The organism is Vagococcus zengguangii, from assembly GCF_005145005.1.
Taxonomy (GTDB): domain Bacteria; phylum Bacillota; class Bacilli; order Lactobacillales; family Vagococcaceae; genus Vagococcus_A; species Vagococcus_A zengguangii.
Genome location: NZ_CP039712.1, coordinates 48,885 through 73,019 on the forward strand (window position 1 = coordinate 48,885; position 24,135 = coordinate 73,019).

Consider the following 24,135-nt stretch of genomic DNA (forward strand, 5'->3'; position numbering starts at 1 on the left):
ATAGATTGACAGTAAGTACGTTGTTGCCTAAGTAAACAATAAATCGTTAGGAAGTGAAAATTGTGACAAAAGACTTAGTTATAGAAATGAGAAATATTACTAAGCAATTTGGCACCTTTAAAGCAAATGATAATATCAATTTGCAATTAGAAAAAGGTGAAATCCATGCGCTATTAGGTGAAAATGGTGCTGGTAAATCAACGTTGATGAACATTTTATCTGGTTTGTTAGAACCGACATCAGGTGAAATTTTATTAAACGGTGAAGTGGTGAATATTTCAGGACCTACAGCGGCTAATCGCATGGGTATCGGGATGGTTCACCAACATTTTATGTTAATTGATGCATTTACTGTTACCGAAAACATTGTATTAGGTAGCGAGTTGACTAAAAATGGTGTACTTGATCAAAAGAAAGCTCGCCAAGAAATTATTGATGTTTCAGAAAAATATGGTTTAGATGTTGATCCTGATGCTTATATCCGTGATATTTCAGTGGGAATGCAGCAACGTGTAGAGATACTTAAAACGCTTTACCGAGGCGCGGATATTTTAATTTTCGATGAACCTACAGCTGTTTTAACACCTCAAGAAATCGACGAATTAATCGATATTATGCACGGTTTAGTTAAAGAAGGTAAGTCAATTATCATCATCACACATAAATTGGATGAAATCAAAAAAGTTGCAGATCGTTGTACCGTTATCCGTCGTGGTAAGAGTATCGACACCGTAATGGTGAAAGATGTATCATCACAACAATTAGCGGACATGATGGTCGGACGTTCTGTTTCATTCAAAACAGATAAAAAAGAGCCTGAACCAAAAGAGGTCGTGTTAAGTATTGAAAACCTAGTCGTAAAAGAAGCGCGTGGTTTAGATGCTGTTAAAAACTTAAGCCTGGAAGTTAGAGCAGGTGAAGTGATGGGGATTGCCGGAATTGACGGTAATGGCCAAACAGAATTGATTCAAGCGTTAACGGGTCTTAAAAAAGTTGAAAGTGGCTCAATCAAAATCAAAGGGGAAGAAGTTAGTACTTGGAAACCTCGTAAGATTACTGAATTAGGTGTCGGTCATGTCCCAGAAGACCGTCATAAATATGGTTTAGTATTAGATATGTCACTAGCTGAAAACATCGGTTTGCAAAGCTATTACAAAGAGCCTTTAAGTAAAAATGGTGTTTTAAATTATAAAAACATTAATGAATATGCACGTCACTTAATTGATGAGTATGATGTGCGTACGGTTAATGAGTTAGTGCCTGCGAAAGCTTTATCAGGTGGTAACCAACAAAAAGCAATTATTGCCCGTGAAGTGGACCGTAATCCAGATTTATTAATCGTGTCACAACCAACACGTGGACTTGACGTTGGAGCGATTGAATACATTCATAAACGTTTAATCGATCAACGTGATAAAGACAAAGCCGTTTTAGTCGTAAGTTTTGAGTTAGACGAAATCTTAAACGTTTCAGATCGCATTGCTGTGTTGCATGCCGGTGAAATCGTGGGGATTGTTAATGCAAAAGAAACAACTGAAAACGAGCTAGGTTTAATGATGGCGGGCTATTCATTAGAAGAAGCACGCAAAGAACTACAAAATTCAGAAGCAGGTGATATCAATGGATAATAGTACGAGCAATTTGAAAAAAGTACTGGTACCCGTATTATCAGTGCTTCTAGGATTCCTTTTAGGAGCGATTATCATGTGGGTGTCAGGTTATGACGCTATCGCAGGATACAAAACAATGATCAACACAGCCTTCGTTAATCCACAAACAGGGGCAATTAATCCGAAGAGTATCGGTGAAATTTTTGTAACAGCGGGACCTCTAATCTTTACTGGTTTAGGGTTTGCGGTCGCTAATACAGCTGGTTTCTTCAATATCGGGTTATCAGGTCAAGCGTTATGTGGCTGGGTCGCAAGTATTTGGACAGTGTTAGCTATGCAAGGTATGCCTAAATTAGTCGTGGTACCTGTTGCAGTGATTGTAGGGGCATTAGCCGGTGCATTAGCTGCTGCAATTCCAGGGGCGTTACGTGCGTTCTTTGGGACAAGTGAAGTTATTGTAACTATTATGATGAACTATATTTTACTTTATATGAGTACTCACATTGTCAATAATGTGATGAGTGAGTCAATGATTCAAACAAAAGGTGTAACAAAAAATATTGGTCTAGAAGGATCACTACGTACGGAGTGGTTAGGTCAAATTTCAAATGGTTCTCGTTTGAACTTAGGGATTTTCTTAGCGATTGCGTTCTTAGTCTTAGTTTGGTTCTTATTAAAGAAAACAACATTAGGTTTAGAAATTCGCTCGGTAGGTTTGAACCCATTCGCCTCTGAGTATGCCGGTATGAGTAGCAAACGTACTATCATTATTTCAATGGTAATTTCAGGTGCGTTAGCTGGTTTAGGTGGGGTTGTTCAAGGTTTAGGAACATTTAACAACTTCTTCGTTCAAGGTTCTTCATTAAGTATTGGTTTTGATGGTATGGCCGTGTCATTATTAGGTTCAGGAACATCAGTCGGTATCTTAATTTCAGCTTTATTATTTAGTGTTTTAAAACTTGGTGGTCAAGGAATGCAGTTTGCTGGTATTCCACCAGAATTAGTTGACGTTGTGATTGCGTCAATCATCTTCTTCATCGGTATTAGCTTTATCATTAAGTTATTCATCGACAAAGTAATCAAAGATAAAAAAGCAGAAGAGATTGATTTAAAACCAACACCAAGCAATGAGAATAATGAAGGGGGAACTATCTAATGGACTTATCTACAATTGCTTCACTAGTGACGCAAACCCTAATTTATGCAACACCTTTAATTTTAACAGCGTTAGGTGGTGTCTTCTCAGAACGTGCTGGGGTTGTAAACGTCGGTCTTGAAGGTATCATGGTAATGGGCGCATTCAGCTCAATCGTGTTTAACTTAAGTTTCGCTGAACAACTAGGTGCTTGGACGCCTTGGGTGGGTGTGTTAGTCGGTGGTTTAACTGGTATGGTCTTTTCATTAATCCATGCGGTAGCAACCGTAAGTTTCCGTGCTGACCACATTATCTCTGGTACGGTGGTTAACTTAATGGCACCGTCACTAGCGATTTTCTTAGTTAAAGTTATTTATCAAAAAGGTCAAACAGATAACATTCGTGAAAGTTTTGGTTACTTCACATTTGAAGGTTTATCAAAAATTCCAGTCTTAGGGCCAATTTTCTTTGAAGGTACAAGTTTACCAGCTTACTTTGCAGTCGCGGTAGCGATTATTGCTTGGTTCGTGTTGAGTAAAACAAAGTTTGGTTTACGTTTACGTGCGGTTGGGGAAAATCCTCAAGCGGCGGATACATTAGGTATTAATGTTTATGCTATGCGTTATGCTGGTGTATTAATTTCTGGTTTCTTAGGTGGTATGGGTGGTGCCGTTTTCGCTCAACAAATTGCGGGACGCTTCGCCGTAACAACTATCTCAGGTCAAGGATTTATCGCGATGGCTGCGATGATCTTCGGTAAATGGAACCCGCTTGGTGCGATGGCTTCTGCGATCTTCTTCGGATTTGCGCAAAACATCAGTATCTCAGGTTCAAACTTACCAGTGATTTCATCAATTCCAGCTGTTTATTTACAAGCAGCACCATACGTCCTAACTATTTTAGTCCTAGTTATTTTCTTAGGAAAAGCATCTGGACCTAAAGCAAACGGGAAGAACTATATCAAATCTAAATAAGCGTTTTGTTTAAAGGGCGGGGCTAGGGAGAATGTTTCTTAGCTACGCCCTTTTGTGTTAACATATAATTATCAAGATAGAGAGGAAAGTGGGAAAAATGTTTAAACGTATGCATTTAATCGTCATGGATTCAGTAGGGATTGGAGAAGCACCTGATGCTGAGAAATTTGGCGATGTTGGTAGTCACACTTTAGGTCATATCGCGAAAGAAGTAGGTTTAAAAGTTCCTAATATGGAACAATTAGGTTTAGGAACAATTGAACCATTAACTGGCGTGGCGGCTGTTGCTGATCACAAAGGTTACGCAACAAAATTAGAAGAAGTGTCAGTCGGAAAAGACACCATGACAGGTCACTGGGAGATTGCGGGATTAAATATTCAAACACCATTCCGTGTGTTCCCAGAAGGTTTTCCGCAAGACTTATTAGATAAAATTTCAGAATTTTCAGGTCGTGGCATTATTATGGGTGCCAACAAGCCTTATAGTGGTACGGCAGTAATTGATGATTTTGGTGCTGAACAAATGGAGACAGGTGATTTAATTATTTACACATCAGCTGATCCAGTATTACAAATCGCAGCCCACGAAGAGGTGATTCCATTAGAAGAATTATATCGCATTTGTGAATACACACGTGACATTACTAAAGATGATCCTTACATGATTGGTCGTATTATTGCACGTCCATACGTTGGTGAACCAGGTAACTTTACACGTACACCAAACCGTCATGACTATGCGTTAGATCCATTTGGTAAAACGGTTTTAAATAGTTTAGAAGACGCTGGTAAAGATGTGATTGCAGTTGGTAAAATCAACGATATCTTCAATGGTAAAGGGATTACTGACTACGTTCGTACCGCTTCAAACATGGACGGTGTGGACAAATTATTAGACGTGATGGCGCGTGACTTTGAAGGATTGAGCTTCACTAACTTAGTAGACTTTGATGCGTTATTCGGTCATCGTCGTGACACACCAGGTTATGCCAAAGCGTTAGAAGAATTCGATGCACGTCTTCCTGAAATTATCGAGGCAATGGGTGAAGATGATTTATTAATGATCACTGCTGACCACGGAAATGATCCAACGTTCCCAGGAACAGATCATACCCGTGAATTTGTGCCATTGATGTTATTCAGCAAAAAAATGACGGGCCAAGGCAACTTACCGGTTGGACATTTTTCAGATATTGCCGCTACTATTGCGGAAAACTTTGGCGTTCAAGCTACTGAGAATGGTACAAGTTTCTTACAAAATTTAAAATAAAACATTAATGATAAAAAAGATAAATGATAAGGGAGTTTGACATGAGCAGAAAACTAAGTGAATTATTACAAGAAACAGCAGCATTTATTCAAGGTAAAGGCGTAGGCGAAATTGATTTTGGGATGATTTTAGGTTCAGGTTTAGGTGAATTAGCTGACGAAATCGAAAACCCAATTGTGATTCCTTACGAAGAAATTCCTAACTTCCCAGTGTCAACGGTTGTTGGTCATGCGGGACAATTAGTTTACGGAACACTTTCAGGCAAAAAAGTATTAGCGATGCAAGGGCGTTTCCACTATTACGAAGGTCATTCTATGAAAACTGTGACTTTCCCAGTACGTGTCATGAACGCTTTAGGCGCTCATTCAATGATCGTAACGAACGCAGCAGGTGGTTGTAACACATCATTTACAGCCGGTAACTTAATGTTAATCCAAGACCATATCAACTTTACTGGTGATAATCCATTAATGGGTGAAAACGAAGAAGACTTAGGTCCACGTTTCCCTGATATGTCAGAAGCGTATGACAAAGCTTATGGTAAAGTAGTGCGTGAAGTGGCAACTGAATTGAAAATCATGTTACAACAAGGGGTTTATATGGGCTTCTCTGGTCCAACTTACGAAACGCCAGCTGAAGTTAAAATGGCTCGCATTTTAGGTGCTGATGCTGTCGGTATGTCAACAGTTCCTGAAGTAATTGTCGCTCGTCACATGGGAATGCGCGTGTTAGGTATTAGCTGTATCACTAACTTAGCAGCAGGCATGCAAGCAAACCTAAACCATGATGAAGTAGTAGAAACAACTGAACGCGTTAAAGAAGAATTCAAATCATTAGTGAAATTAAGTTTAGAAAAACTATAATTCGATAATTTTAGGGGGTTGCAACATTGAGTATTCATATTGAAGCAAAAGCAGGCGAAATCGCTGATAAAGTCTTATTACCAGGAGATCCATTACGTGCGAAATATATCGCCGAGAAGTTTTTAGACAATCCTAAACAATACAACAACGTGCGTGGAATGTTAGGTTTTACAGGAACGTATAAAGGTGTGCCAGTATCTGTTCAAGGTTCAGGGATGGGGATGCCATCGGCTGCGATTTATGCCACTGAGTTAATTCGCGAATATGGCGTGAAAAAATTAATCCGTGTCGGAACATGTGGGTCTATTCAAAAAGATGTACACGTTCGTGACTTAGTTTTAGCACAAGCAGCTGCGACATCTTCAGCAATTATTCGTAATGATTTTCCAAAACACGATTTCCCACAAATCGCAGACTTCAACTTATTATTAAAAGCTTACGAAACAGCCAAAGAAAAAGGCTTCAACATCCACGTTGGGAATGTCTTATCTGATGATATGTTTTACAAAGACAGCATGGACGAAGTTTTCCGTTTGGGTGAGCACGGTGTACTAGGAATTGAGATGGAAGCTGCGGTTCTTTACTACTTAGCGGCTAAATACCACATTCAAGCGTTAGCATTAATGACCGTTAGTGACCACATCTTAACCGGCGAAGAAACCACTTCAGAAGAACGCCAAAGCACCTTCGACGAAATGATGATCGTCGCGTTAGATACAATTATTGCATAAAGTGATTGAGAACGCGGACAGCTCCGATAAGCAGTTTAAATTTGAATAGTTTAGCAAAACAAAAAAACAGCCATCCAATTTAAAGGATGGCTGTTTATTTTAATGACAAAATATCTTTATTACTAATGATAATTCTATTGTTTAATACGTGGACGCGTTCTTTGTCATCTAAATTACATTCAGTGATTTCAATGGTACAACTATTAAGATTATGTTTGTAAATAGTTCCTGTTGCATCATGTCGTAATAGTGTGGAATGAAACTGAACGAGCTGTCCTATTTTTAGAAATGTCATGTTATTCCTCCTAAAAAAAGAGACTATCAAACAGATAGTCTCTTTCGTAATGTTAATGATTAAGCTTTAACGATGTTGATTGCTTGTAATCCGCGTTGACCTTCTTCAGTGTCAAAGTTAACACGTTGGCCTTCGTCTAATGTTTTGAATCCGTCACCTTGGATAGCTGAAAAATGAGCAAATACGTCATTTCCGTCTTCCATTGTGATGAAACCAAATCCTTTAGCTTCGTTAAACCATTTTACTGTACCGTTATTCATATATATCTTCCTCCTATTGGGTGTTTGTGTTGCAAAAAATATCAAGGTAATAGGAGTTAAAATAAAAGGTACTATCTTTTTCTCAGATTACAATTAAAATTAATTACATTCTTAGTGTAACACACAAATACCTTTTCTCCTAATTTTAATTTAATATTTAATATTGGGAAAGTTTTCTTACCAAGTAATAATGGCTTAAACTGATGATAAAACAAACAGTGAAAATTAAAATTAAGCCTGGTGCATCGTCCTTTTCAGCTAGGACATAACTGTAAAAAATTAAGGCTAGTTGTATTAGCGTTTGTACGATGGTTAAGGGTGAAATCAATAATAGTGCTGATTGTTGTTGCTTTCGCTTAAGTCTAATTAATTGATTAAGTGCTAAATAAGCGAGCAACATAATATTGATTAACAAGACGGATGCCACCCCAATTAGTATGAGGGTGTGTTGTTCAAAAAAATAATAGGTCAAACTAAATAGGAGTGGGTGTGTAAATAAGCTAATCATTAATAGTAGTAAAGGTGAAAGAGCTAGTGCTTTATTTTTCATCATTAATCCTCGTTTTTATTTTTAGTGTAACGCAATAACTATAGTTACGTGTGTTTCTTTGTTATTTTTTATAAAATCTTATTAAAAGAACCGTCTTGATTGTTTAATGAGCGTATAATCGACTGTTTGTATGGTTTAGAGCCGTATCTTTTGCGCAGATTATAGCGAGTTGCTATAGTTTAATTAGTAAAAAGTTTTGTGTTATACAATTATCTATAGGGAGATGGTAATATGGCCGGTGGCGGTATGGGTATGGGCGGTATGCGCAGTTTTACTCAAGACACGGACAAGATTAAAGGTGCCAAAATTAACAAAGACACTTTAATGCGTGTGTTGAAATATGCGAAGCCGTACAAATGGTTTTTAGCTTTATTTTTAGTTTTTATTATTATTGATGCCTTGATAGGTGCTTGGACTCCGTTATTATTTAAAGCAATTATTGATAAATGGATTCCTAACAAAGATACAGGGAATGTTATTTTTTATGCAGGATTAACAGCATTATTATCAATCATTAGTGCACTTCTGTCGATTGCACAGCGTTGGGTATCAACGAAAATTGGACAAGGGGTTATTTTTGACTTACAAAACCAATTATTCGAACATATTCAAAAGCAATCACTAGCGTTCTTTTCAAGAACCAAAACAGGAGCATTAGTACAACGTATTAATGGCGATGTAATGGGCGCGCAAGCAGTGTTTACTAATACATTAAGCAGTATTTTTAGTAACACGTTGTCGGTTGTCTTCACTTTAGCAGCGATGTTAAGTATGAGTTGGCAATTAACCTTAATTGCCTTATTACTAATTCCAGCGTTTATTTTCCCAGCCAAATTAGTTGGACCGAAGTTATCACAATTAATGCGTGAGTCATATGACTTAAAAGCAGATGCAACGCAATTATCTAATGAACGTTTCAACGTTTCGGGGGCACTTTTAGCTAAAAGTTATGGCGATCCCAAGGTTGACGCACAATTATATGCAGAACAAATTGGTAAAGTTCGCGACTTAAGTATTAAACAAGCATTAACGGGTTCATTCATGCGAGTAATGATTGGCACAGTTTCAGCGATTGCCTTAGCGGTTGTTTATGGTTTTGGTGGAGTGATGGCGATTAAAGAAACCATCACAGTCGGGGTAGTCGTAGCCTTAGCTTCTTACTTGAACCGCCTATACGGACCGATTACGTCACTTTCGAACATTCAAGTTGATGTTTTAACAGCGCTAGTGTCATTCGAGCGAGTTTTTGAAATTTTAGACTTAGAACCAAGCGTAAAAGAATTACCAAATCCAGAAGATTTAAGAACATTCGTTGCTGACAATGGTTCAAGTATTACGTTTGAAAATGTTAGTTTCCGTTATCCTAAAGATTCTGAAGTGAGCTTAGGTAGTTTAGAAACGATTTCTGATGAGCGTGGCGATAGCGATGAAATGATTCTGAAAAACATCAGCTTCAACATTGAGCCAGGTCAAATGGTGGCCTTAGTTGGACCAAGTGGTGCTGGTAAATCAACCTTATCTGGTTTAATTTCTCGTATGTATGATCCAAACGAAGGAACTGTAAGTATTGCGGGTAAATCATTGAGAGATGTGAGTCTAGATTCAATTCGCGAAACAGTCGGTGTCGTGAGTCAGGATGCCCATATGTTCCATGATACAATCGCGGCCAACTTACGTTATGCAAAACCGGATGCAACGGAAGAAGAAATGATTTTTGCGCTGAAAGAAGCCTATATTTATAATCTAGTGGAAGATTTACCTCAAGGGTTAGAAACCGTGATTGGAGATCGTGGTTATCGTTTAAGTGGTGGCGAACGACAACGTTTAGCGATAGCTCGTCTATTATTGAAATCACCAAATATCGTCGTATTGGATGAAGCAACAGCTCATTTAGATAGTGAAAGTGAACACTTCATTCAAGAAGCATTTGAAACAGCTTTGGCTGGTCGTACATCAGTTGTCATCGCCCATCGTTTATCAACTATCCGTAAAGCAGATAAGATTATTGTCTTGAAGAGCGGAGAAGTGGTTGAAATGGGAACACATGATGAATTGATTGCTAAAGAAGATGGTGTCTATCATGAATTACATGATTTACAATTTAGCGACGACTAATCATCGGTAACGTTTTCAATAGAAATCAAATAGGGTATAATGGGTAGCGTACAGTGATGTGCGCTACTTTTTTAATTATAAGGAGGAAACATCATGGAAAATTTTCAATTTTATGCCCCAACTAAGGTGTTGTTTGGCCGTAATCAAGTCGAGCAATTACCTGAGTCATTAAAAGCCTATGGTCAAAATGTGTTATTAGTATACGGTGGCGGCAGTATTAAGAAAAATGGTTTATACGATAAAATCCAAACCTTGCTAGGTGAGGACTTTAATCTTTTTGAATTAGCGGGGGTCGAACCTAACCCGCGTATTGAAACGGTGCGTAAAGGTGTCGCTATGTGTCGTGAACATCAAATCGACGTAATTTTAGCAGTAGGTGGTGGTTCTACTATTGACTGTTCTAAAGGGATTGCGGCCGGTACGTTTTACGACGGGGATCCTTGGGACTTTACTGGCGACAGTTCATTAGTAACTGAGGCCTTGCCAATCGTAACGATTTTAACGTTAGCAGCAACGGGCTCTGAAATGAATGGTGGTTCAGTGCTAAGTGATATGAGTAAAAATGAAAAGTTAAGTTTCCATAGCCCCTTAACGATTCCGAAAGTTTCAATTTTAGACCCAGAAAACACGTACAGTGTGCCAGCTTATCAAACAATGGCGGGTTCCTCAGATATTTTCAGTCATCTGATTGAAAACTACTTTAGTAAAGCTAAAGGAGCAGAAGTACAAGACCGTATCGCGGAAGGCTTAATGAGAACGGTGATGCAATATACACCGATTGCTTTAGAAGAACCAACAAACTACGAAGCGCGTGCTAATTTAATGTGGGCGAGTTCACTAGCGTTAAATGGTCTAACTGGTCGCGGTAAATCAGGCGCTTGGACGTGTCATGCGATTGAACATGAATTAAGTGCATTCTATGATATTACACATGGTATCGGTTTAGCTATTGTCACTCCACGTTGGATGGAATACGTGTTAAACGAAGAGACTGTTGATAAATTCGCAATGTTTGCCGTGAACGTGATGGGCTTAGCGGTAATTAACGATAAATACGCATTAGCTAAAGCCGGTATTCGCGAGTTGAAAAACATGTTTACTGCTTGGGGTGTTCCGATGACGTTACCAGAAGTAGGCATTGATGAAGAAAAACTATCCCTAATGGCTCAAAAAGCGATTGAACATAGTGCCTTATCAACGAGCTCATATGTCACGTTGACAGCGGAAGATGTACATCAAATTTTGACAAACTGTTTAGTCTAGTGAATTGCGAGGAACTGGCGTCTTGAAGGCGTCAGTTTTTTATTACAAAAACGTTTATTTAAAGGTTGTTTTAAGAAAAGAGGGGTAGTATGCGAAAGATAGTATTGGTAATTAGTTTATTTGGACTAGTTGTGTTAGCAGGTTGTCGAAAAGATGACATAGGAGATAAGGTCCAAGAATTAGCACCAGAAATTCATCAAGTGATTTCGGGATATCGCGTTAATGAGAGTGGGTATCTGGCGTACACTGATCAACAGGCAGAATCACATGTCGTGTTTGGCACGCAAAAGAAAGGGCAATATTTAGTCGTTTATTTGTGGTCATTATTGGAAGGTTTTGATCAAGCGGAAGGGTTGGAGGCTGTAACCGGAGAAAGTGTTCCTCTAACGATGAAACTGTTGAATGAAGGTGGTGACTATCAAGTGGCTGAAGTTATCTATCCGGTGGACGGTGAAGGGTATGGTGATTCTATAGAGGAGATGTTTCCTAAAGAATACTACCAACAATTAATGAATGAGTCCGTAGAAGAGCATAATGAACGGATTAATAAATTATCAGAAGAAAATAAAGTCAAAATTGATTTTAAGGATAACTAATTAAATTAGTGAAGCACTAGAGTCGCAAGATATTTATGTTTGCGTTACACTATGGCAAAGATATGAAGAAGGTGACGGCAGTGGACAAACAGTTGGTGACAAGAGATGGGGCAGTCATTGCCTACCAAATATTAGGCCAAACAAATAAAGAAGTGGTGTTGTTTTTGCATGGCAACAGTCAAAATCATCATTATTTTATTAAACAAAAGCAACGCTTCAGCCAACAGTTTAAGACGATTTGGTTAGATACGCGTGACCATGGACGTTCGACCAATCCCCAAGAGACGTTAACCTTTGAGATGATTGTCGAGGATTTGCACGAATTAGTCGTGCGGGAACATATCACCAAGCTTTCGATGGTCGGATTTAGTGACGGCGCTAACGTTGCCTTGTTATTTGCCAAGTATTATCCGAGTTACGTTAAAAAATTAGTCTTGATCTCACCTAATGTGACAGTTGCGGGAATCAAGGCCTTCCAACGTTATAAGACTGAACTGTTGTTGAAAGTGTTGCGAGGCCTATGTCTAAAGAAATGGGCGCGACGAGTTCAATTATCCTTAACTGACACAGGGTTGAGCAAAGATGATTTACAGCAGTTCACCTTTCCTATTTTACTAGTACAAGGTGAGCGTGATGTCATTTATGCGGGGCATTTAGAAAAAGTTGCTGAGCAATTGTCGCATGCAAAATTAGAAATTGTGAATTACACCGGACATTCGGTGCCGTTTTTAAGGCCACGTTGGTTTAATGAGCGTGTTCTGTCTTTTTTGAATGAAACTACTAGTGTGCATATAGAAAAAAGGGAGCTGTGACATTTTTTTGTCACAACTCCCTTTTATATATAACGACATTTGTGAGGCACAACCTCTTGGTAAACGGTGTTCCTAAAGCAGCTTCTACGGAATTAAGCCGAAATATCTTGGGAATTTGAGAAGCAATTCCCAGCTATTCCTACTAAATTCTTGAAGCTAATCGCTTTAGGCACAACCTCTTGTTTATAAATAATATTTTTGATGATAACTCAAGTCGTCGTTTAACTCGTAAACAAGCGGTTTTCCAGTAGGAATTTCTAAGTCGAGTACTTCTTCTTCGGTTAATCCTTCGAGATGCATCGCTAGTGAACGTAACGAATTACCGTGAGCGACAATCAAAATGGTCTCGTTGTGTAATAATTTAGGCGCGATATGATCTTGCCAAAATGGTAAGGTACGAACTAACGTTGTCGCTAAACTTTCACCACGTGGTATGACATGTGGGTCGATATCGTGATAACGTGGGTCTAAGGCTGCATCACGTTCGTCGCCAGGTTCTAACAAGGGTGGTAAGACATCATACGAACGGCGCCATAATTTGACTTGCTCCTCACCATATTTAACAGCAGTGTCGTGTTTGTCTAAACCTTGTAAGGCGCCATAGTGTCGTTCATTTAAGCGCCATGACTTAAATTCAGGCACCCATAATTGTTCGATTTCTTCCATGACAATATGAGCGGTTCTAATAGCACGTTGCAAGACAGATGTATACACTTCGTCAAACTGTAGATCATGAGCTTTTAAAGCTTGCCCTGCTTGCCGAGCTTCTTCAATTCCTTGGTCACTCAAAGGGACGTCGGTCCAACCAGTGAATCTGTTTTCAAGATTCCAAATACTTTGACCATGTCGAATAAAAACGATTTTTTTCATGAAGTATCGCCTCCTAATGTATTAAACAACTATAATGCTAAGCGCGGGGAGTTAGTGTTTCTACGCCTGATGGACGTCCAATAATCACTGTGTTGACCATATCTAAGAATAAGCCGTGCTCAACAACTCCGACTTGATTTGTTAAGTAAGCCGCTAATTCCGTTGGGTTTTCGATTTTTCCTAGTTGTAAATCGATAATGTAGTTTTGGCTGTCAGTTTTTACTATCTCGCCAGTTTCGTTAGTTCTTAAAACAGGGTTCAAGCCTTTCGCGCTAAATTGGCGCATTAATTGGTCAGAACCGTATGGAATGACTTCAACCGGTAAGGGAAAAGCCCCCAAGTGTTCCACCATTTTTGATTCATCAACAATCCAGATTACTTTATCAGAATAAGTTGCGACAATTTTTTCGAACAATAGGGCAGCACCGCCACCTTTAATCCCTTGGAAGTCAGCGCTAATTTCGTCAGCGCCGTCAATGGTTACGTCTACATGTTCGACTTCATCGATACTCTTTAAAGGGATGCCTAGTGCTAGCGCTTGGGCTTCGGTTGCTTTAGAAGTGGTAACGCCTGTAATGTTTAAACCTTCTTCTTTTACACGACGACCGATTTCTTCTACCATATAGTAAGCAGTAGAACCTGTTCCTAAGCCAACGGTCATCCCATCTTTAACATAAGTTGCTGCTTCAATTCCAACTAATTGTTTTAAATTCATGAAAATAATTCGCTCCTTTAATTTAATACCTTTATCTTACCGCTTTAATGACTAAAAAAACAGTCTTGTCCTAGTTAAACGGTTAATTTCTCTGTAATTATTTTACTGTTAGTTTAATAAAAAAAGGATAAATAAATTTAAAGATAAATTGTTGACAGAAAAAAAACGCCGTGGTAAGATATTGAAGGTGCTTTATGTACAGGTTTATATTTAAATATGAACGTTCTGACTGTCTACAGAAAAGCATTTTAAAAGATAAATATATTTGCAAGTTAGCTTGCAAAACTTTTTTATCTCAAAAAATGAACCACCAGGATGTGTGGTACTAGAAAGACAGCTAGGGAAGGAGGAAAAATAATGCCAACAATTAATCAATTGGTACGTAAATCTCGTAAACCAAAAACAACTAAATCTGACTCACCTGCGTTAGGTAAAGGCTATAACAGTTTGAAAAAAGCTCATACTAACACAAACGCTCCTCAAAAACGTGGAGTTTGTACTCGTGTAGGTACTATGACGCCTAAAAAACCAAACTCAGCTTTACGTAAATTCGCCCGTGTACGTTTATCAAACAACATTGAGGTGACTGCTTACATTCCAGGTATCGGTCATAACTTACAAGAACATAGCGTGGTTTTAATCCGCGGTGGACGTGTAAAAGACTTACCAGGGGTACGTTATCACGTAGTTCGTGGTGCTTTAGATACAGCTGGTGTAGCTGATCGTAAACAAAGCCGTTCTAAATACGGTGCAAAACGCCCTAAAGCAGCAAAATAATTTTAAATTAAAACACATAAAAAATTAGAATTCTGGAAGGAGGAATTTGAATGCCTCGTAAAGGCCCTGTCTCAAAACGTGAAGTATTGCCAGATCCAATTTACAAATCACAAGACGTTACTCGTTTAATTAACCGTGTAATGGTAGATGGTAAACGTGGAACTGCTGCAAGCATCATTTACAACGCATTTGATATTATTAAAGAATCAACAGGTAACGACCCATTAGAAGTTTTCGAACAAGCAATGGATAACGTTAAACCTGACTTAGAAGTTAAAGCTCGTCGTGTGGGTGGTTCTAACTACCAAGTACCAGTTGAGGTACGCCCAGCTCGTCAAACAGCTTTAGCATTACGTTGGATCGTAGACTTCTCTCGTAAACGCGGAGAACACACTATGGATCAACGTCTAGCTAAAGAATTAATGGACGCTGCTAACAATACAGGTGCTTCAGTTAAAAAACGTGAAGACACTCATAAAATGGCAGAAGCGAACAGAGCATTTGCTCATTTCCGTTGGTAAGATTTTCAATACTTTTTATTTGAAGTATTACGAACAATTTATTATAATCGGATAATTTATTACTGACATATGGAGAGGAGAAATTACTGTGGCTAGAGAATTTTCACTTGAAAAAACTCGTAATATCGGTATCATGGCTCACGTTGATGCGGGTAAAACTACTACAACAGAGCGTATTTTATACTATACTGGTAAAATCCATAAAATTGGTGAAACACATGAAGGTGCTTCACAAATGGACTGGATGGAACAAGAGCAAGAACGTGGTATTACTATCACTTCAGCTGCTACAACAGCACAATGGAAAGGTTACCGCGTAAACATCATCGATACTCCAGGGCACGTGGACTTCACAATCGAAGTACAACGTTCTCTACGCGTATTAGATGGAGCAGTAACAGTTCTTGACTCACAATCTGGTGTTGAACCACAAACTGAAACAGTTTGGCGCCAAGCAACAGAATATAAAGTACCACGTATTGTATTCTGTAACAAAATGGATAAAATCGGTGCAGACTTCCTATACTCTGTAAAATCTTTACATGATCGTTTAGGAGCTAATGCTCACCCAATTCAATTACCAATCGGTTCAGAAGAAAACTTCACAGGAATTATCGACTTAGTTAAGATGAAAGCCGAAATCTATACAAACGATTTAGGAACTGACATCCAAGAAACTGATATTCCAGAAGAATACATGGAACAAGCTAAAGAATACCGTGAAAAATTAGTGGAAGCAGTAGCAGAAACTAACGAAGACTTAATGATGAAATACCTTGACGGTGAAGAAATCACTGACGAGGAATTAGTTGAAGGCATTCGCCAAGCAACAATCAACGTTGAATTCTTCCCAGTATTAGCTGGTTCAGCTTTCAAAAATAAAGGGGTACAGTTGATGTTAGATGCTGTTTTAGCATACTTACCTTCTCCATTAGATATCGATGCTATTAAAGGTACTGATTCTAAAACTGGTGAAGAAATCACTCGCCCTGCTGATGATTCAGCACCATTCGCATCATTAGCATTTAAAGTTATGACTGACCCATTCGTAGGTCGTTTAACATTCTTCCGTGTTTACTCAGGTGTACTTGAAAGTGGATCTTACGTATTGAACGCTTCTAAAGATAAAAAAGAGCGTATCGGACGTATCCTACAAATGCACGCGAACACTCGTGAAGAAATCGATACTGTTTACTCAGGTGATATTGCTGCGGCAGTTGGTCTTAAAGATACTACTACAGGGGACACGCTATGTGCGATGGACTCACCAGTTATCTTAGAATCAATTGAATTCCCAGAACCAGTTATCCAAGTCGCTGTTGAACCAAAATCAAAAGCTGACCAAGATAAAATGGGTGTTGCTTTACAAAAACTTGCAGAAGAAGATCCATCATTCCGTGTTGAAACTAACGTTGAAACAGGGGAAACAGTTATCTCAGGAATGGGAGAACTTCACTTGGACGTTCTTGTTGACCGTATGCGTCGTGAGTTTAAAGTTGAAGCTAACGTAGGGGCTCCTCAAGTATCTTACCGTGAAACATTCCGTGCACCATTAACACAAGCTGAAGGTAAATTTGTACGTCAGTCTGGTGGTAAAGGTCAATACGGACACGTTTGGGTTGAATTCACTCCAAACGAAGAAGGTAAAGGCTTCGAGTTCGAAAATGCAATCGTTGGTGGTGTGGTTCCTCGTGAATACATCCCAGCTGTTGAAAAAGGATTAGCTGACTCTATGGACAACGGGGTTCTTGCTGGATATCCATTAGTTGATATTAAAGCAAAACTTTATGATGGTTCATACCATGATGTCGATTCTAACGAAACTGCTTTCCGTGTAGCTGCCTCTATGGCATTAAAAGCTGCAGCTAAGAAAGCTAACCCAGTAATCTTAGAGCCAATGATGAAAGTTACTATTACTGTACCAGAAGATTTCTTAGGAGATATTATGGGACACGTAACAGCTCGTCGTGGACGCGTTGAAGGTATGGAAGCTCATGGTAACTCACAAATCGTGAACGCTATGGTTCCATTATCAGAAATGTTTGGTTACGCAACTACATTACGTTCTGCAACTCAAGGACGTGGTACATTCATGATGGTATTCGACCACTATGAAGACGTTCCTAAATCTATTCAAGAAGAAATCATCAAGAAAAATGGTGGATCTTCAGCTGAATAATAGCTAGGGCTATTCATTTTAGGGAAAATCATGTAAAATATAATTTGAGATTAAACTCCCGTCTGTGTGGCGGGAGGTTTATCGAATAAAAAAACATATATATATTAGGAGGAACATATTAAAATGGCTAAAGAAAAATTTGACCGTTCTAAACCCCATGTAAATATTGGTACAATCGGACACGTTGACCATGGTAAAACTACATTATCAGCTGCTATCGCAACTGTATTAGCAAAAGCTTTAGGTGGAGAAGCTAAAGGTTACGATGAAATCGATAACGCTCCAGAAGAAAAAGAACGTGGAATTACAATTTCTACTTCTCACATCGAGTACGAAACTGAAAACCGTCACTACGCTCACGTAGACTGCCCAGGACATGCTGACTATGTTAAAAACATGATCACAGGTGCTGCTCAAATGGACGGAGCTATCTTAGTAGTATCTGCTGCTGACGGCCCAATGCCACAAACACGCGAGCATATCTTATTATCTCGTAACGTTGGTGTACCATACATCGTTGTTTTCTTAAACAAAATGGATATGGTTGATGACGAAGAATTATTAGAATTAGTAGAAATGGAAGTTCGTGACTTATTATCAGAATACGAATTCCCTGGTGACGATACTCCAATCGTAGCTGGTTCTGCTTTACGCGCTTTAGAAGGCGACGAAGAATACGAAGCTAAAATCTTAGAATTAATGGCTGAAGTTGATGCTTACATCCCAACTCCAGAACGTGACCATGACAAACCATTCATGATGCCAGTTGAGGACGTGTTCTCAATCACTGGTCGTGGTACTGTTGCGACAGGACGTGTTGAACGTGGACAAATCAAAGTTGGTGACGAAGTTGAAGTTATCGGTATTGCTGAAGAAACTTCTAAAACAACAGTTACTGGTGTTGAAATGTTCCGTAAATTATTAGATTACGCTGAAGCTGGAGACAACATCGGTGCATTATTACGTGGTGTTTCACGTGATGATATCCAACGTGGTCAAGTATTAGCTCAACCAGGAACTATTACTCCACATACAAAATTTAACGCTGAAGTATACGTATTGAGCAAAGAAGAAGGTGGACGTCATACTCCATTCTTCGGTAACTACCGTCCTCAATTCTACTTCCGTACAACTGACGTTACAGGTGTTATCGAGTTACCAGAAGGAACTGAAATGGTTATGCCTGGCGACAACGTAACAATCGACGTTGAATTAATCCACCCAATCGCTATCGAAGAAGGAACTCGTTTCTCAATTCGTGAAGGTGGACGTACTGTAGGTTCAGGTGTTGTTTCAACAATCAAAGCTTAGTCTTTGCTAACTTACAACGTTATTAAGCTAGTAGCTTCGGCTACTAGCTTTTTTTTTGTTCCAAAAATAAAATTTTAGTTGTTTCACCTGTATAAATAAGGTATCCTATAAAATGAATGAAGAAAAATTGGAGGTTTCGAAATGAATAAAAAGAGCTTTCTGATTCTGTTATTATCGGCTATTTTTGCTTTGGGCTCAATTGTAATTGGTGTAAAATATTCTAAAGATCAAACAGAAAAACTAACAGCTAATCTCGTGGGTGAAACAATCTCTACCGAAAAAAATAAAACAAACGAGAAACAAACAAAAACAACGAATGAAAATACAGATAATAAATTAAGTGCGGAAGATTTATATTTGAATGATAAGCACGTGTATCTTGCTAAAAAGATAAGTGACAAAAAAATTAGCGAAGTAAAAAAAGTTGTTAAAGATTCAGAGGAACAATTGATGTTAGTTGAAAATGCTAAAACTAAGTGGGCAGCATTAAAAGAAGTTAACAATTTGTTTAACGATAATGTCCTAAAAGGCGATAAAGTAACTGAAGCTAGCTTTAAAGATGAAACAAATGAAACGGATATCGAACGTGTACGTAATATAATAGAAGAAACTTTATCTGACGATGCGTTTAAAACCACATTATTAGCTATTCTATCAGGCGAAGAAGTATCTGTAGCAGTCGAAACAAATGAACAAACGGATAGTGAATCAGTTGCAATCGAACCAGGAACAGATGAAGCCTACGCGGAATCATTAGTTGCTGTTTTAGTAGGAGAAGAAGGTGTTCGACCATCAATGGAATTTACATACGAAGACTATACAAATGCGAGTGCAGTAGTGGATGGTTTAGCTGAAGGTGAAGCTAAAGATTACTTACGTGCTCAATTAGCAAGAGTCCTTGAAGCCTATCCATGGTTGCAATAAAAATTAAAAAAATAATCAAAAAAAGCTTGCATGCAGGCTTTTTTTTTTGTATACTATTAGAAGTGTTGTGCATAGACAATCACGACACAGGGGGCTATTCGAAGAAAGCCTTCAGGCTGGGAAGCGAAAGGTTGCGACACGCCCGGAAGAGTTGCCATGGAAGGTCGTATCGGATATTTTCGTGGAGCTATGTCTAATTTTAAAGTAGGCGAAGGAGGGAAAAATATGGCAAAGCAAAAAATTCGTATTCGTTTAAAAGCGTATGAACACCGTATCTTAGATCAAGCGGCGGAGAAAATCGTTGAAACAGCAAAAAGAACTGGGGCAGACATTTCTGGACCAATTCCATTGCCAACAGAGCGTTCTCTATACACAGTAATCCGTGCGACACATAAGTACAAAGATTCTCGTGAACAATTTGAAATGCGAACTCACAAACGTTTAATTGACATTGTGAATCCAACACCAAAAACAGTTGATGCTTTAATGAAGCTAGACTTACCAAGCGGTGTAAATATTGAGATCAAACTATAAAAAATAAGATGATGGAGGTGTAATCATGACCAAAGGAATCTTAGGAACAAAAGTAGGTATGACACAAATCTTTACTGAGAACGGTGAGCTAATCCCTGTAACAGTTATCGAAGCGGCTGCTAACGTTGTTTTACAAGTTAAAACAAACGAAACAGACGGTTACGAAGCTATTCAGGTTGGTTTCCAAGACAAACGTGAAGTTTTATCAAACAAACCTGCTATGGGTCATGTTGCAAAAGCAAGTGCAACTCCTAAGCGCTTCATTAAAGAATTTACTGATGTTGAGCTAGGAGAATACGAAGTAGGACAAGAAATTAAAGTGGATGTTTTCCAAGCTGGAGATATCGTAGACGTTACTGGTACCACTAAGGGTAAAGGTTTCCAAGGGGTTATCAAACGCCATGGACAAGCTCGTGGACCAATGAGTCATGGTTCTAGATATCACCGTCGTCCTGGTTCAATGGGTCCTGTAGATCCGAACCGCGTATTTAAAAATAAAAAATTAGCTGGTCAAATGGGTGGCGACCGCGTGACAATTCAAAACCTTGAAATTGTACGTGTTGACGTTGAGAAAAACGTTATCTTAATCAAAGGTAATGTACCAGGTTCTAAGAAATCATTAGTTCAAATCCAGCAAGCAGTTAAGTCTGCTAAATAATTGTTGAAGGAAGGAGGAACTAAGGAATGACTACTGTAGCATTATTCAAACAAGATGGTACTAAAAATGGTGAAATCGAATTAAACGACGCTATTTTCGGTATCGAACCAAATGAAAGTGTCGTATTCGATGCAATCATCATGCAACGTGCTTCTTTAAGACAAGGAACACACGCAGTTAAAAATCGTAGCGCAGTCCGCGGTGGTGGCCGTAAGCCATGGCGCCAAAAAGGAACTGGTCGTGCACGTCAAGGATCAATCCGCTCACCACAATGGCGTGGAGGTGGCGTTGTATTCGGACCAACACCACGTTCATACAGCTACAAACTTCCTAAAAAAGTTCGTCGCTTAGCAATTCGCTCAGTATTATCTGAAAAAGTTGCTGAAAATAATTTGGTGGTAGTAGATGGATTAACATTTGACGCACCAAAAACTAAAAACTTCAAAGAAGTTTTAGCTAATTTAGAGGTATCTACAAAAGTATTAGTAGTTTTAGAAAGCGGAAATGATTTCGCAGCTTTATCAGCTCGTAACTTACCAAATGTTTCTGTAGTTTCTGCTGATAACGTATCTGTTTTAGATGTAGTATCTAACAACAAAATGTTAATTACTCAAGCCGCTCTTACTCAATTAGAGGAGGTACTTGTATAATGGAATTACATGACTTAATTAAAAAACCAGTTATTACTGAAGCTTCAATGCTTGCTATGGACGAGAAAAAATACACATTTGATGTAGATACTCGTGCTAACAAAACATTAGTTAAACAAGCTGTTGAATCAGTATTTGGTGTAAAAGTTGAAAAAGTTAACATCATGAATGTTAAACCTAAATTCAAACGTATGGGTCGCTACGCTGGTTATACTAGCAAACGCCGTAAAGCAATCGTGACTCTAACTAAAGATTCAAAAGATATCGAATTATTTAGTGCTGAATAAGCAACTAAAATAGCTACTCATTTTTAAGTAGGAGGGAATTTAACGTGGGCATTAAACACTACAAACCAACCACGAATGGTCGTCGTAACATGACATCCCTAGATTTTTCTGATATTACAACTAATAAACCAGAAAAAACATTGTTACAATCATCTAAAAACAACGCTGGTCGTAACAACATGGGACGTATCACTGTACGCCACCAAGGTGGAGGACACAAACGTCAATACCGTTTGATTGACTTCAAACGTAATAAAGATAACGTCGTAGCAACAGTTAAAACTATTGAATACGATCCAAATAGAACAGCTAACATTGCGTTAGTTCACTATGAAGATGGTGTGAAAGCATACATCTTAGCTCCAAAAGGACTACAAGTAGGAGACAAATTAGTTTCTGGACCAGAAGCGGATATTAAAGTTGGTAACGCGTTACCATTAGCTAACATCCCTGTAGGTACTGTAATCCATAACATTGAAACTAAACCTGGTAAAGGTGGACAATTAATCCGTTCTGCTGGTACTAAAGCGCAAGTTTTAGGTAAAGAAGGCAAATACGTATTAATCCGCTTAAACTCTGGTGAAGTTCGTATGATCCTAGGAACTTGTCGTGCGACAATCGGTTCTGTAGGTAACGAGCAACATGAATTAGTAAACATCGGTAAAGCTGGACGTAGCCGTTGGATGCGTAAACGCCCAACAGTACGTGGTAGCGTAATGAACCCTAACGATCACCCACACGGTGGTGGTGAAGGTAAAGCACCAATTGGACGTCCATCACCAATGACGCCATGGGGCAAACCTACATTGGGTTACAAAACTCGTAAGAAAAATAAGAATGATAAGTTAATCGTTCGTCGTCGTAAAACAAAATAATTAGGTTATAACTAACCGTAAATTTTGAGAGGAGGTTCACCATGGGACGTAGTTTGAAGAAAGGACCTTTTTGCGATGATCATTTAATGAAAAAAGTATTAGAGCAAAAAGATTCAGAGAAAAAACAAGTAATCAAAACTTGGTCACGTCGTTCTACAATCTTCCCTAACTTTGTAGGGTTAACTATCGCAGTTTATGATGGTAGAAAACATGTGCCAGTTTACATTCAAGAAGACATGGTTGGGCACAAATTAGGTGAATTTGCACCAACAAGAACATACAAAGGTCACGCCGCTGACGATAAAAAAACAGGCCGCTAATTATTGAGGGGAGGAATTGCAAATGACAGAACAAATTACTTCAGCAAGAGCAACTGCTAAAACAGTACGCACTTCACCTCGTAAATCACGTTTAGTGATCGACTTAATTAGAGGTAAAAGCGTTGCGGAAGCTATTTCAATCTTGAAATACACTCCAAACAAAGCAGCTGGTCTAATTGAAAAAGTATTAATGTCTGCTGTAGCTAATGCAGAAAACAACTTTGATTTAGATGTTGAAAAATTGGTAGTATCTGAAGCATTTGTTAACGAAGGACCAACGATGAAACGTTTCCGTCCACGTGCGAAAGGTTCAGCTTCACCAATCAACAAAAGAACAAGTCATATTACAGTAGTAGTGACTGAGAAATAGGAGGGACATTCAGTGGGTCAAAAAGTACATCCAATAGGAATGCGTGTTGGCATTATTCGCGACTGGGATGCTAAATGGTATGCCGAAAAAGAATACGCAGAATACTTACACGAAGACTTAAACATCCGCAAGTATATTGCGAAAAACCTAGCTGATGCCGCAGTTTCAACAATTGAAATCGAACGCGCTGCAAACCGCGTTAACGTATCAATCCATACAGCTAAACCAGGTATGGTAATTGGTAAAGGCGGATCAGAGGTTGAGAAGTTACGTAAAGAATTAAATGCATTAACTGGTAAGAGAGTGCATATTAACATTGTAGAAATTAAAAAACCTGACTTGGATGCTAAATTAGTCGGCGAAGGAATTGCACGTCAATTAGAAAACCGTGTTGCTTTCCGTCGTGCTCAAAAACAAGCAATCCAACGTACAATGAGAGCTGGAGCTCAAGGGATCAAAACTATGGTTTCTGGTCGTTTAAACGGAGCTGATATCGCTCGTTCAGAAGGTTACTCAGAAGGAACTGTTCCTTTACACACATTGCGTGCAGATATTGACTACGCATGGGAAGAAGCAGACACAACTTACGGTAAATTAGGCGTTAAAGTTTGGATCTACCGTGGAGAAATCCTTCCAGGAGTTAAAAACACTGAGAAAGGAGGGAAATAAA

The 24,135-nt window shown here is 38.8% G+C and carries 28 protein-coding genes; 23 read left to right on the plus strand and 5 right to left on the minus strand.

Going from position 1 to position 24,135, the window contains the following annotated elements:
- Positions 1-86 precede the first annotated feature (86 nt).
- The 6 genes from FA707_RS00205 (at position 87) to deoD (ending at position 6,583) form a co-directional block, all read left to right on the plus strand.
- A complete protein-coding gene (locus tag FA707_RS00205; protein WP_154299939.1) occupies positions 87-1,628 on the plus strand; it encodes an ABC transporter ATP-binding protein in 1,542 nt (513 codons plus the stop codon).
- Positions 1,621-2,766, plus strand: a complete 1,146-nt coding sequence (locus FA707_RS00210) for an ABC transporter permease (RefSeq protein ID WP_136952343.1) — start codon at positions 1,621-1,623, stop codon at positions 2,764-2,766. Before FA707_RS00205 ends, FA707_RS00210 begins: the two co-directional genes overlap by 8 nt.
- Entirely contained in the window at positions 2,766-3,719 is a 954-nt protein-coding gene (locus FA707_RS00215; RefSeq protein ID WP_136952344.1) for an ABC transporter permease, read from the plus strand. Before FA707_RS00210 ends, FA707_RS00215 begins: the two co-directional genes overlap by 1 nt.
- Positions 3,720-3,816: 97 nt before the next feature.
- Positions 3,817-4,989 carry a phosphopentomutase gene (deoB, locus tag FA707_RS00220; protein WP_136952345.1) on the plus strand — a complete coding sequence of 391 codons (1,173 nt, stop codon included), beginning with the start codon at positions 3,817-3,819 and terminating at the stop codon, positions 4,987-4,989.
- 41 nt (positions 4,990-5,030) lie between these two features.
- A complete protein-coding gene (locus FA707_RS00225) occupies positions 5,031-5,852 on the plus strand; it encodes a purine-nucleoside phosphorylase (RefSeq protein WP_136952346.1) in 822 nt (273 codons plus the stop codon).
- Between the two features lie 26 nt (positions 5,853-5,878).
- Positions 5,879-6,583, plus strand: coding sequence for a purine-nucleoside phosphorylase (gene deoD, locus FA707_RS00230; protein ID WP_135253826.1), 705 nt, complete (start codon positions 5,879-5,881; stop codon positions 6,581-6,583).
- A gap of 94 nt (positions 6,584-6,677) precedes the next feature.
- Here deoD and FA707_RS00235 read toward each other — a convergent pair whose 3' ends face one another.
- The 3 genes from FA707_RS00235 to FA707_RS00245 all read right to left on the minus strand — a co-directional run bounded on the left by FA707_RS00235 (position 6,678) and on the right by FA707_RS00245 (position 7,691).
- Positions 6,678-6,878, minus strand: coding sequence for a hypothetical protein (locus FA707_RS00235; RefSeq protein WP_136952347.1), 201 nt, complete (start codon positions 6,876-6,878; stop codon positions 6,678-6,680).
- Positions 6,879-6,937: 59 nt separating this feature from the next.
- Positions 6,938-7,138: a cold-shock protein gene (locus tag FA707_RS00240; protein WP_136952348.1), complete on the minus strand. Its 201-nt coding sequence runs from the start codon at positions 7,136-7,138 to the stop codon at positions 6,938-6,940.
- A gap of 157 nt (positions 7,139-7,295) precedes the next feature.
- Positions 7,296-7,691: a hypothetical protein gene (locus FA707_RS00245; protein ID WP_136952349.1), complete on the minus strand. Its 396-nt coding sequence runs from the start codon at positions 7,689-7,691 to the stop codon at positions 7,296-7,298.
- A 228-nt stretch (positions 7,692-7,919) separates the two neighbouring features.
- On the opposite strand from FA707_RS00245, the gene FA707_RS00250 reads away from it, so the two are divergent.
- From FA707_RS00250 to FA707_RS00265, 4 genes are all read left to right on the plus strand, one after another.
- Positions 7,920-9,803, plus strand: a complete 1,884-nt coding sequence (locus tag FA707_RS00250; protein ID WP_210409622.1) for an ABC transporter ATP-binding protein — start codon at positions 7,920-7,922, stop codon at positions 9,801-9,803.
- 93 nt (positions 9,804-9,896) lie between these two features.
- Entirely contained in the window at positions 9,897-11,066 is a 1,170-nt protein-coding gene (locus FA707_RS00255) for an iron-containing alcohol dehydrogenase (protein ID WP_136952350.1), read from the plus strand.
- A gap of 89 nt (positions 11,067-11,155) precedes the next feature.
- Complete coding sequence (locus FA707_RS00260) at positions 11,156-11,662, plus strand: hypothetical protein (RefSeq protein ID WP_136952351.1); 507 nt, start codon at positions 11,156-11,158, stop codon at positions 11,660-11,662.
- Positions 11,663-11,742: 80 nt separating this feature from the next.
- Positions 11,743-12,474 (plus strand): alpha/beta fold hydrolase, encoded by a 732-nt coding sequence (locus tag FA707_RS00265; RefSeq protein ID WP_168177318.1) that lies wholly within the window; start codon positions 11,743-11,745, stop codon positions 12,472-12,474.
- Between the two features lie 183 nt (positions 12,475-12,657).
- On the opposite strand, the gene gpmA is transcribed toward FA707_RS00265, so the two are convergent.
- On the minus strand, positions 12,658-13,344 hold the full coding sequence (gene gpmA, locus FA707_RS00270) for a 2,3-diphosphoglycerate-dependent phosphoglycerate mutase (protein WP_136952353.1): 687 nt from the start codon (positions 13,342-13,344) through the stop codon (positions 12,658-12,660).
- 37 nt (positions 13,345-13,381) lie between these two features.
- Positions 13,382-14,059, minus strand: a complete 678-nt coding sequence (rpiA, locus tag FA707_RS00275; RefSeq protein WP_136952354.1) for a ribose-5-phosphate isomerase RpiA — start codon at positions 14,057-14,059, stop codon at positions 13,382-13,384.
- A gap of 357 nt (positions 14,060-14,416) precedes the next feature.
- Here rpiA and rpsL point away from each other — a divergent pair, with 357 nt between their 5' ends.
- The 13 genes from rpsL to rpsC all read left to right on the plus strand — a co-directional run bounded on the left by rpsL (position 14,417) and on the right by rpsC (position 24,134).
- A complete protein-coding gene (gene rpsL / locus FA707_RS00280) occupies positions 14,417-14,836 on the plus strand; it encodes a 30S ribosomal protein S12 (RefSeq protein ID WP_135253815.1) in 420 nt (139 codons plus the stop codon).
- A gap of 50 nt (positions 14,837-14,886) precedes the next feature.
- Positions 14,887-15,357 carry a 30S ribosomal protein S7 gene (rpsG, locus tag FA707_RS00285; RefSeq protein WP_136952355.1) on the plus strand — a complete coding sequence of 157 codons (471 nt, stop codon included), beginning with the start codon at positions 14,887-14,889 and terminating at the stop codon, positions 15,355-15,357.
- 88 nt (positions 15,358-15,445) lie between these two features.
- A complete protein-coding gene (gene fusA, locus FA707_RS00290; RefSeq protein WP_136952356.1) occupies positions 15,446-17,536 on the plus strand; it encodes an elongation factor G in 2,091 nt (696 codons plus the stop codon).
- A gap of 123 nt (positions 17,537-17,659) precedes the next feature.
- A complete protein-coding gene (gene tuf / locus FA707_RS00295) occupies positions 17,660-18,847 on the plus strand; it encodes an elongation factor Tu (RefSeq protein WP_136952357.1) in 1,188 nt (395 codons plus the stop codon).
- A 141-nt stretch (positions 18,848-18,988) separates the two neighbouring features.
- Positions 18,989-19,771, plus strand: a complete 783-nt coding sequence (locus tag FA707_RS00300; RefSeq protein WP_136952358.1) for a hypothetical protein — start codon at positions 18,989-18,991, stop codon at positions 19,769-19,771.
- 225 nt (positions 19,772-19,996) lie between these two features.
- A complete protein-coding gene (gene rpsJ, locus FA707_RS00305; protein WP_136952359.1) occupies positions 19,997-20,305 on the plus strand; it encodes a 30S ribosomal protein S10 in 309 nt (102 codons plus the stop codon).
- Positions 20,306-20,330: 25 nt separating this feature from the next.
- On the plus strand, positions 20,331-20,963 hold the full coding sequence (gene rplC / locus FA707_RS00310) for a 50S ribosomal protein L3 (RefSeq protein ID WP_135253809.1): 633 nt from the start codon (positions 20,331-20,333) through the stop codon (positions 20,961-20,963).
- A 26-nt stretch (positions 20,964-20,989) separates the two neighbouring features.
- Positions 20,990-21,613 carry a 50S ribosomal protein L4 gene (rplD, locus tag FA707_RS00315; protein WP_136952360.1) on the plus strand — a complete coding sequence of 208 codons (624 nt, stop codon included), beginning with the start codon at positions 20,990-20,992 and terminating at the stop codon, positions 21,611-21,613.
- Positions 21,613-21,900, plus strand: coding sequence for a 50S ribosomal protein L23 (locus FA707_RS00320; RefSeq protein ID WP_136952361.1), 288 nt, complete (start codon positions 21,613-21,615; stop codon positions 21,898-21,900). Before rplD ends, FA707_RS00320 begins: the two co-directional genes overlap by 1 nt.
- Before the next feature lie 44 nt (positions 21,901-21,944).
- Positions 21,945-22,775, plus strand: a complete 831-nt coding sequence (gene rplB / locus FA707_RS00325; protein WP_136952362.1) for a 50S ribosomal protein L2 — start codon at positions 21,945-21,947, stop codon at positions 22,773-22,775.
- A 41-nt stretch (positions 22,776-22,816) separates the two neighbouring features.
- The gene (gene rpsS / locus FA707_RS00330; RefSeq protein ID WP_136952363.1) at positions 22,817-23,095 is read left to right on the plus strand and encodes a 30S ribosomal protein S19; all 279 of its coding nucleotides are present in this window, start codon (positions 22,817-22,819) and stop codon (positions 23,093-23,095) included.
- A gap of 22 nt (positions 23,096-23,117) precedes the next feature.
- On the plus strand, positions 23,118-23,465 hold the full coding sequence (rplV, locus tag FA707_RS00335) for a 50S ribosomal protein L22 (RefSeq protein WP_136952364.1): 348 nt from the start codon (positions 23,118-23,120) through the stop codon (positions 23,463-23,465).
- A gap of 12 nt (positions 23,466-23,477) precedes the next feature.
- The gene (gene rpsC / locus FA707_RS00340; RefSeq protein WP_135253803.1) at positions 23,478-24,134 is read left to right on the plus strand and encodes a 30S ribosomal protein S3; all 657 of its coding nucleotides are present in this window, start codon (positions 23,478-23,480) and stop codon (positions 24,132-24,134) included.
- Position 24,135: the final 1 nt, after the last annotated feature.

What these genes read in the sequence shown, in the direction of transcription:
- FA707_RS00205 (WP_154299939.1), top strand. Translation starts at nt 87, where the DNA reads ATGAGAAATATTACTAAGCAATTTGGCACCTTTAAAGCAAATGATAAT.
- FA707_RS00210 (WP_136952343.1), top strand. Translation starts at nt 1,621, where the DNA reads ATGGATAATAGTACGAGCAATTTGAAAAAAGTACTGGTACCCGTATTA.
- FA707_RS00215 (WP_136952344.1), top strand. Translation starts at nt 2,766, where the DNA reads ATGGACTTATCTACAATTGCTTCACTAGTGACGCAAACCCTAATTTAT.
- deoB (WP_136952345.1), top strand. Translation starts at nt 3,817, where the DNA reads ATGTTTAAACGTATGCATTTAATCGTCATGGATTCAGTAGGGATTGGA.
- FA707_RS00225 (WP_136952346.1), top strand. Translation starts at nt 5,031, where the DNA reads ATGAGCAGAAAACTAAGTGAATTATTACAAGAAACAGCAGCATTTATT.
- FA707_RS00235 (WP_136952347.1), bottom strand. Translation starts at nt 6,878, where the DNA reads ATGACATTTCTAAAAATAGGACAGCTCGTTCAGTTTCATTCCACACTA.
- FA707_RS00240 (WP_136952348.1), bottom strand. Translation starts at nt 7,138, where the DNA reads ATGAATAACGGTACAGTAAAATGGTTTAACGAAGCTAAAGGATTTGGT.
- FA707_RS00245 (WP_136952349.1), bottom strand. Translation starts at nt 7,691, where the DNA reads ATGATGAAAAATAAAGCACTAGCTCTTTCACCTTTACTACTATTAATG.
- FA707_RS00250 (WP_210409622.1), top strand. Translation starts at nt 7,920, where the DNA reads ATGGCCGGTGGCGGTATGGGTATGGGCGGTATGCGCAGTTTTACTCAA.
- FA707_RS00255 (WP_136952350.1), top strand. Translation starts at nt 9,897, where the DNA reads ATGGAAAATTTTCAATTTTATGCCCCAACTAAGGTGTTGTTTGGCCGT.
- FA707_RS00260 (WP_136952351.1), top strand. Translation starts at nt 11,156, where the DNA reads ATGCGAAAGATAGTATTGGTAATTAGTTTATTTGGACTAGTTGTGTTA.
- gpmA (WP_136952353.1), bottom strand. Translation starts at nt 13,344, where the DNA reads ATGAAAAAAATCGTTTTTATTCGACATGGTCAAAGTATTTGGAATCTT.
- rpiA (WP_136952354.1), bottom strand. Translation starts at nt 14,059, where the DNA reads ATGAATTTAAAACAATTAGTTGGAATTGAAGCAGCAACTTATGTTAAA.
- rpsL (WP_135253815.1), top strand. Translation starts at nt 14,417, where the DNA reads ATGCCAACAATTAATCAATTGGTACGTAAATCTCGTAAACCAAAAACA.
- rpsG (WP_136952355.1), top strand. Translation starts at nt 14,887, where the DNA reads ATGCCTCGTAAAGGCCCTGTCTCAAAACGTGAAGTATTGCCAGATCCA.
- tuf (WP_136952357.1), top strand. Translation starts at nt 17,660, where the DNA reads ATGGCTAAAGAAAAATTTGACCGTTCTAAACCCCATGTAAATATTGGT.
- FA707_RS00300 (WP_136952358.1), top strand. Translation starts at nt 18,989, where the DNA reads ATGAATAAAAAGAGCTTTCTGATTCTGTTATTATCGGCTATTTTTGCT.
- rpsJ (WP_136952359.1), top strand. Translation starts at nt 19,997, where the DNA reads ATGGCAAAGCAAAAAATTCGTATTCGTTTAAAAGCGTATGAACACCGT.
- rplC (WP_135253809.1), top strand. Translation starts at nt 20,331, where the DNA reads ATGACCAAAGGAATCTTAGGAACAAAAGTAGGTATGACACAAATCTTT.
- rplD (WP_136952360.1), top strand. Translation starts at nt 20,990, where the DNA reads ATGACTACTGTAGCATTATTCAAACAAGATGGTACTAAAAATGGTGAA.
- FA707_RS00320 (WP_136952361.1), top strand. Translation starts at nt 21,613, where the DNA reads ATGGAATTACATGACTTAATTAAAAAACCAGTTATTACTGAAGCTTCA.
- rpsS (WP_136952363.1), top strand. Translation starts at nt 22,817, where the DNA reads ATGGGACGTAGTTTGAAGAAAGGACCTTTTTGCGATGATCATTTAATG.
- rplV (WP_136952364.1), top strand. Translation starts at nt 23,118, where the DNA reads ATGACAGAACAAATTACTTCAGCAAGAGCAACTGCTAAAACAGTACGC.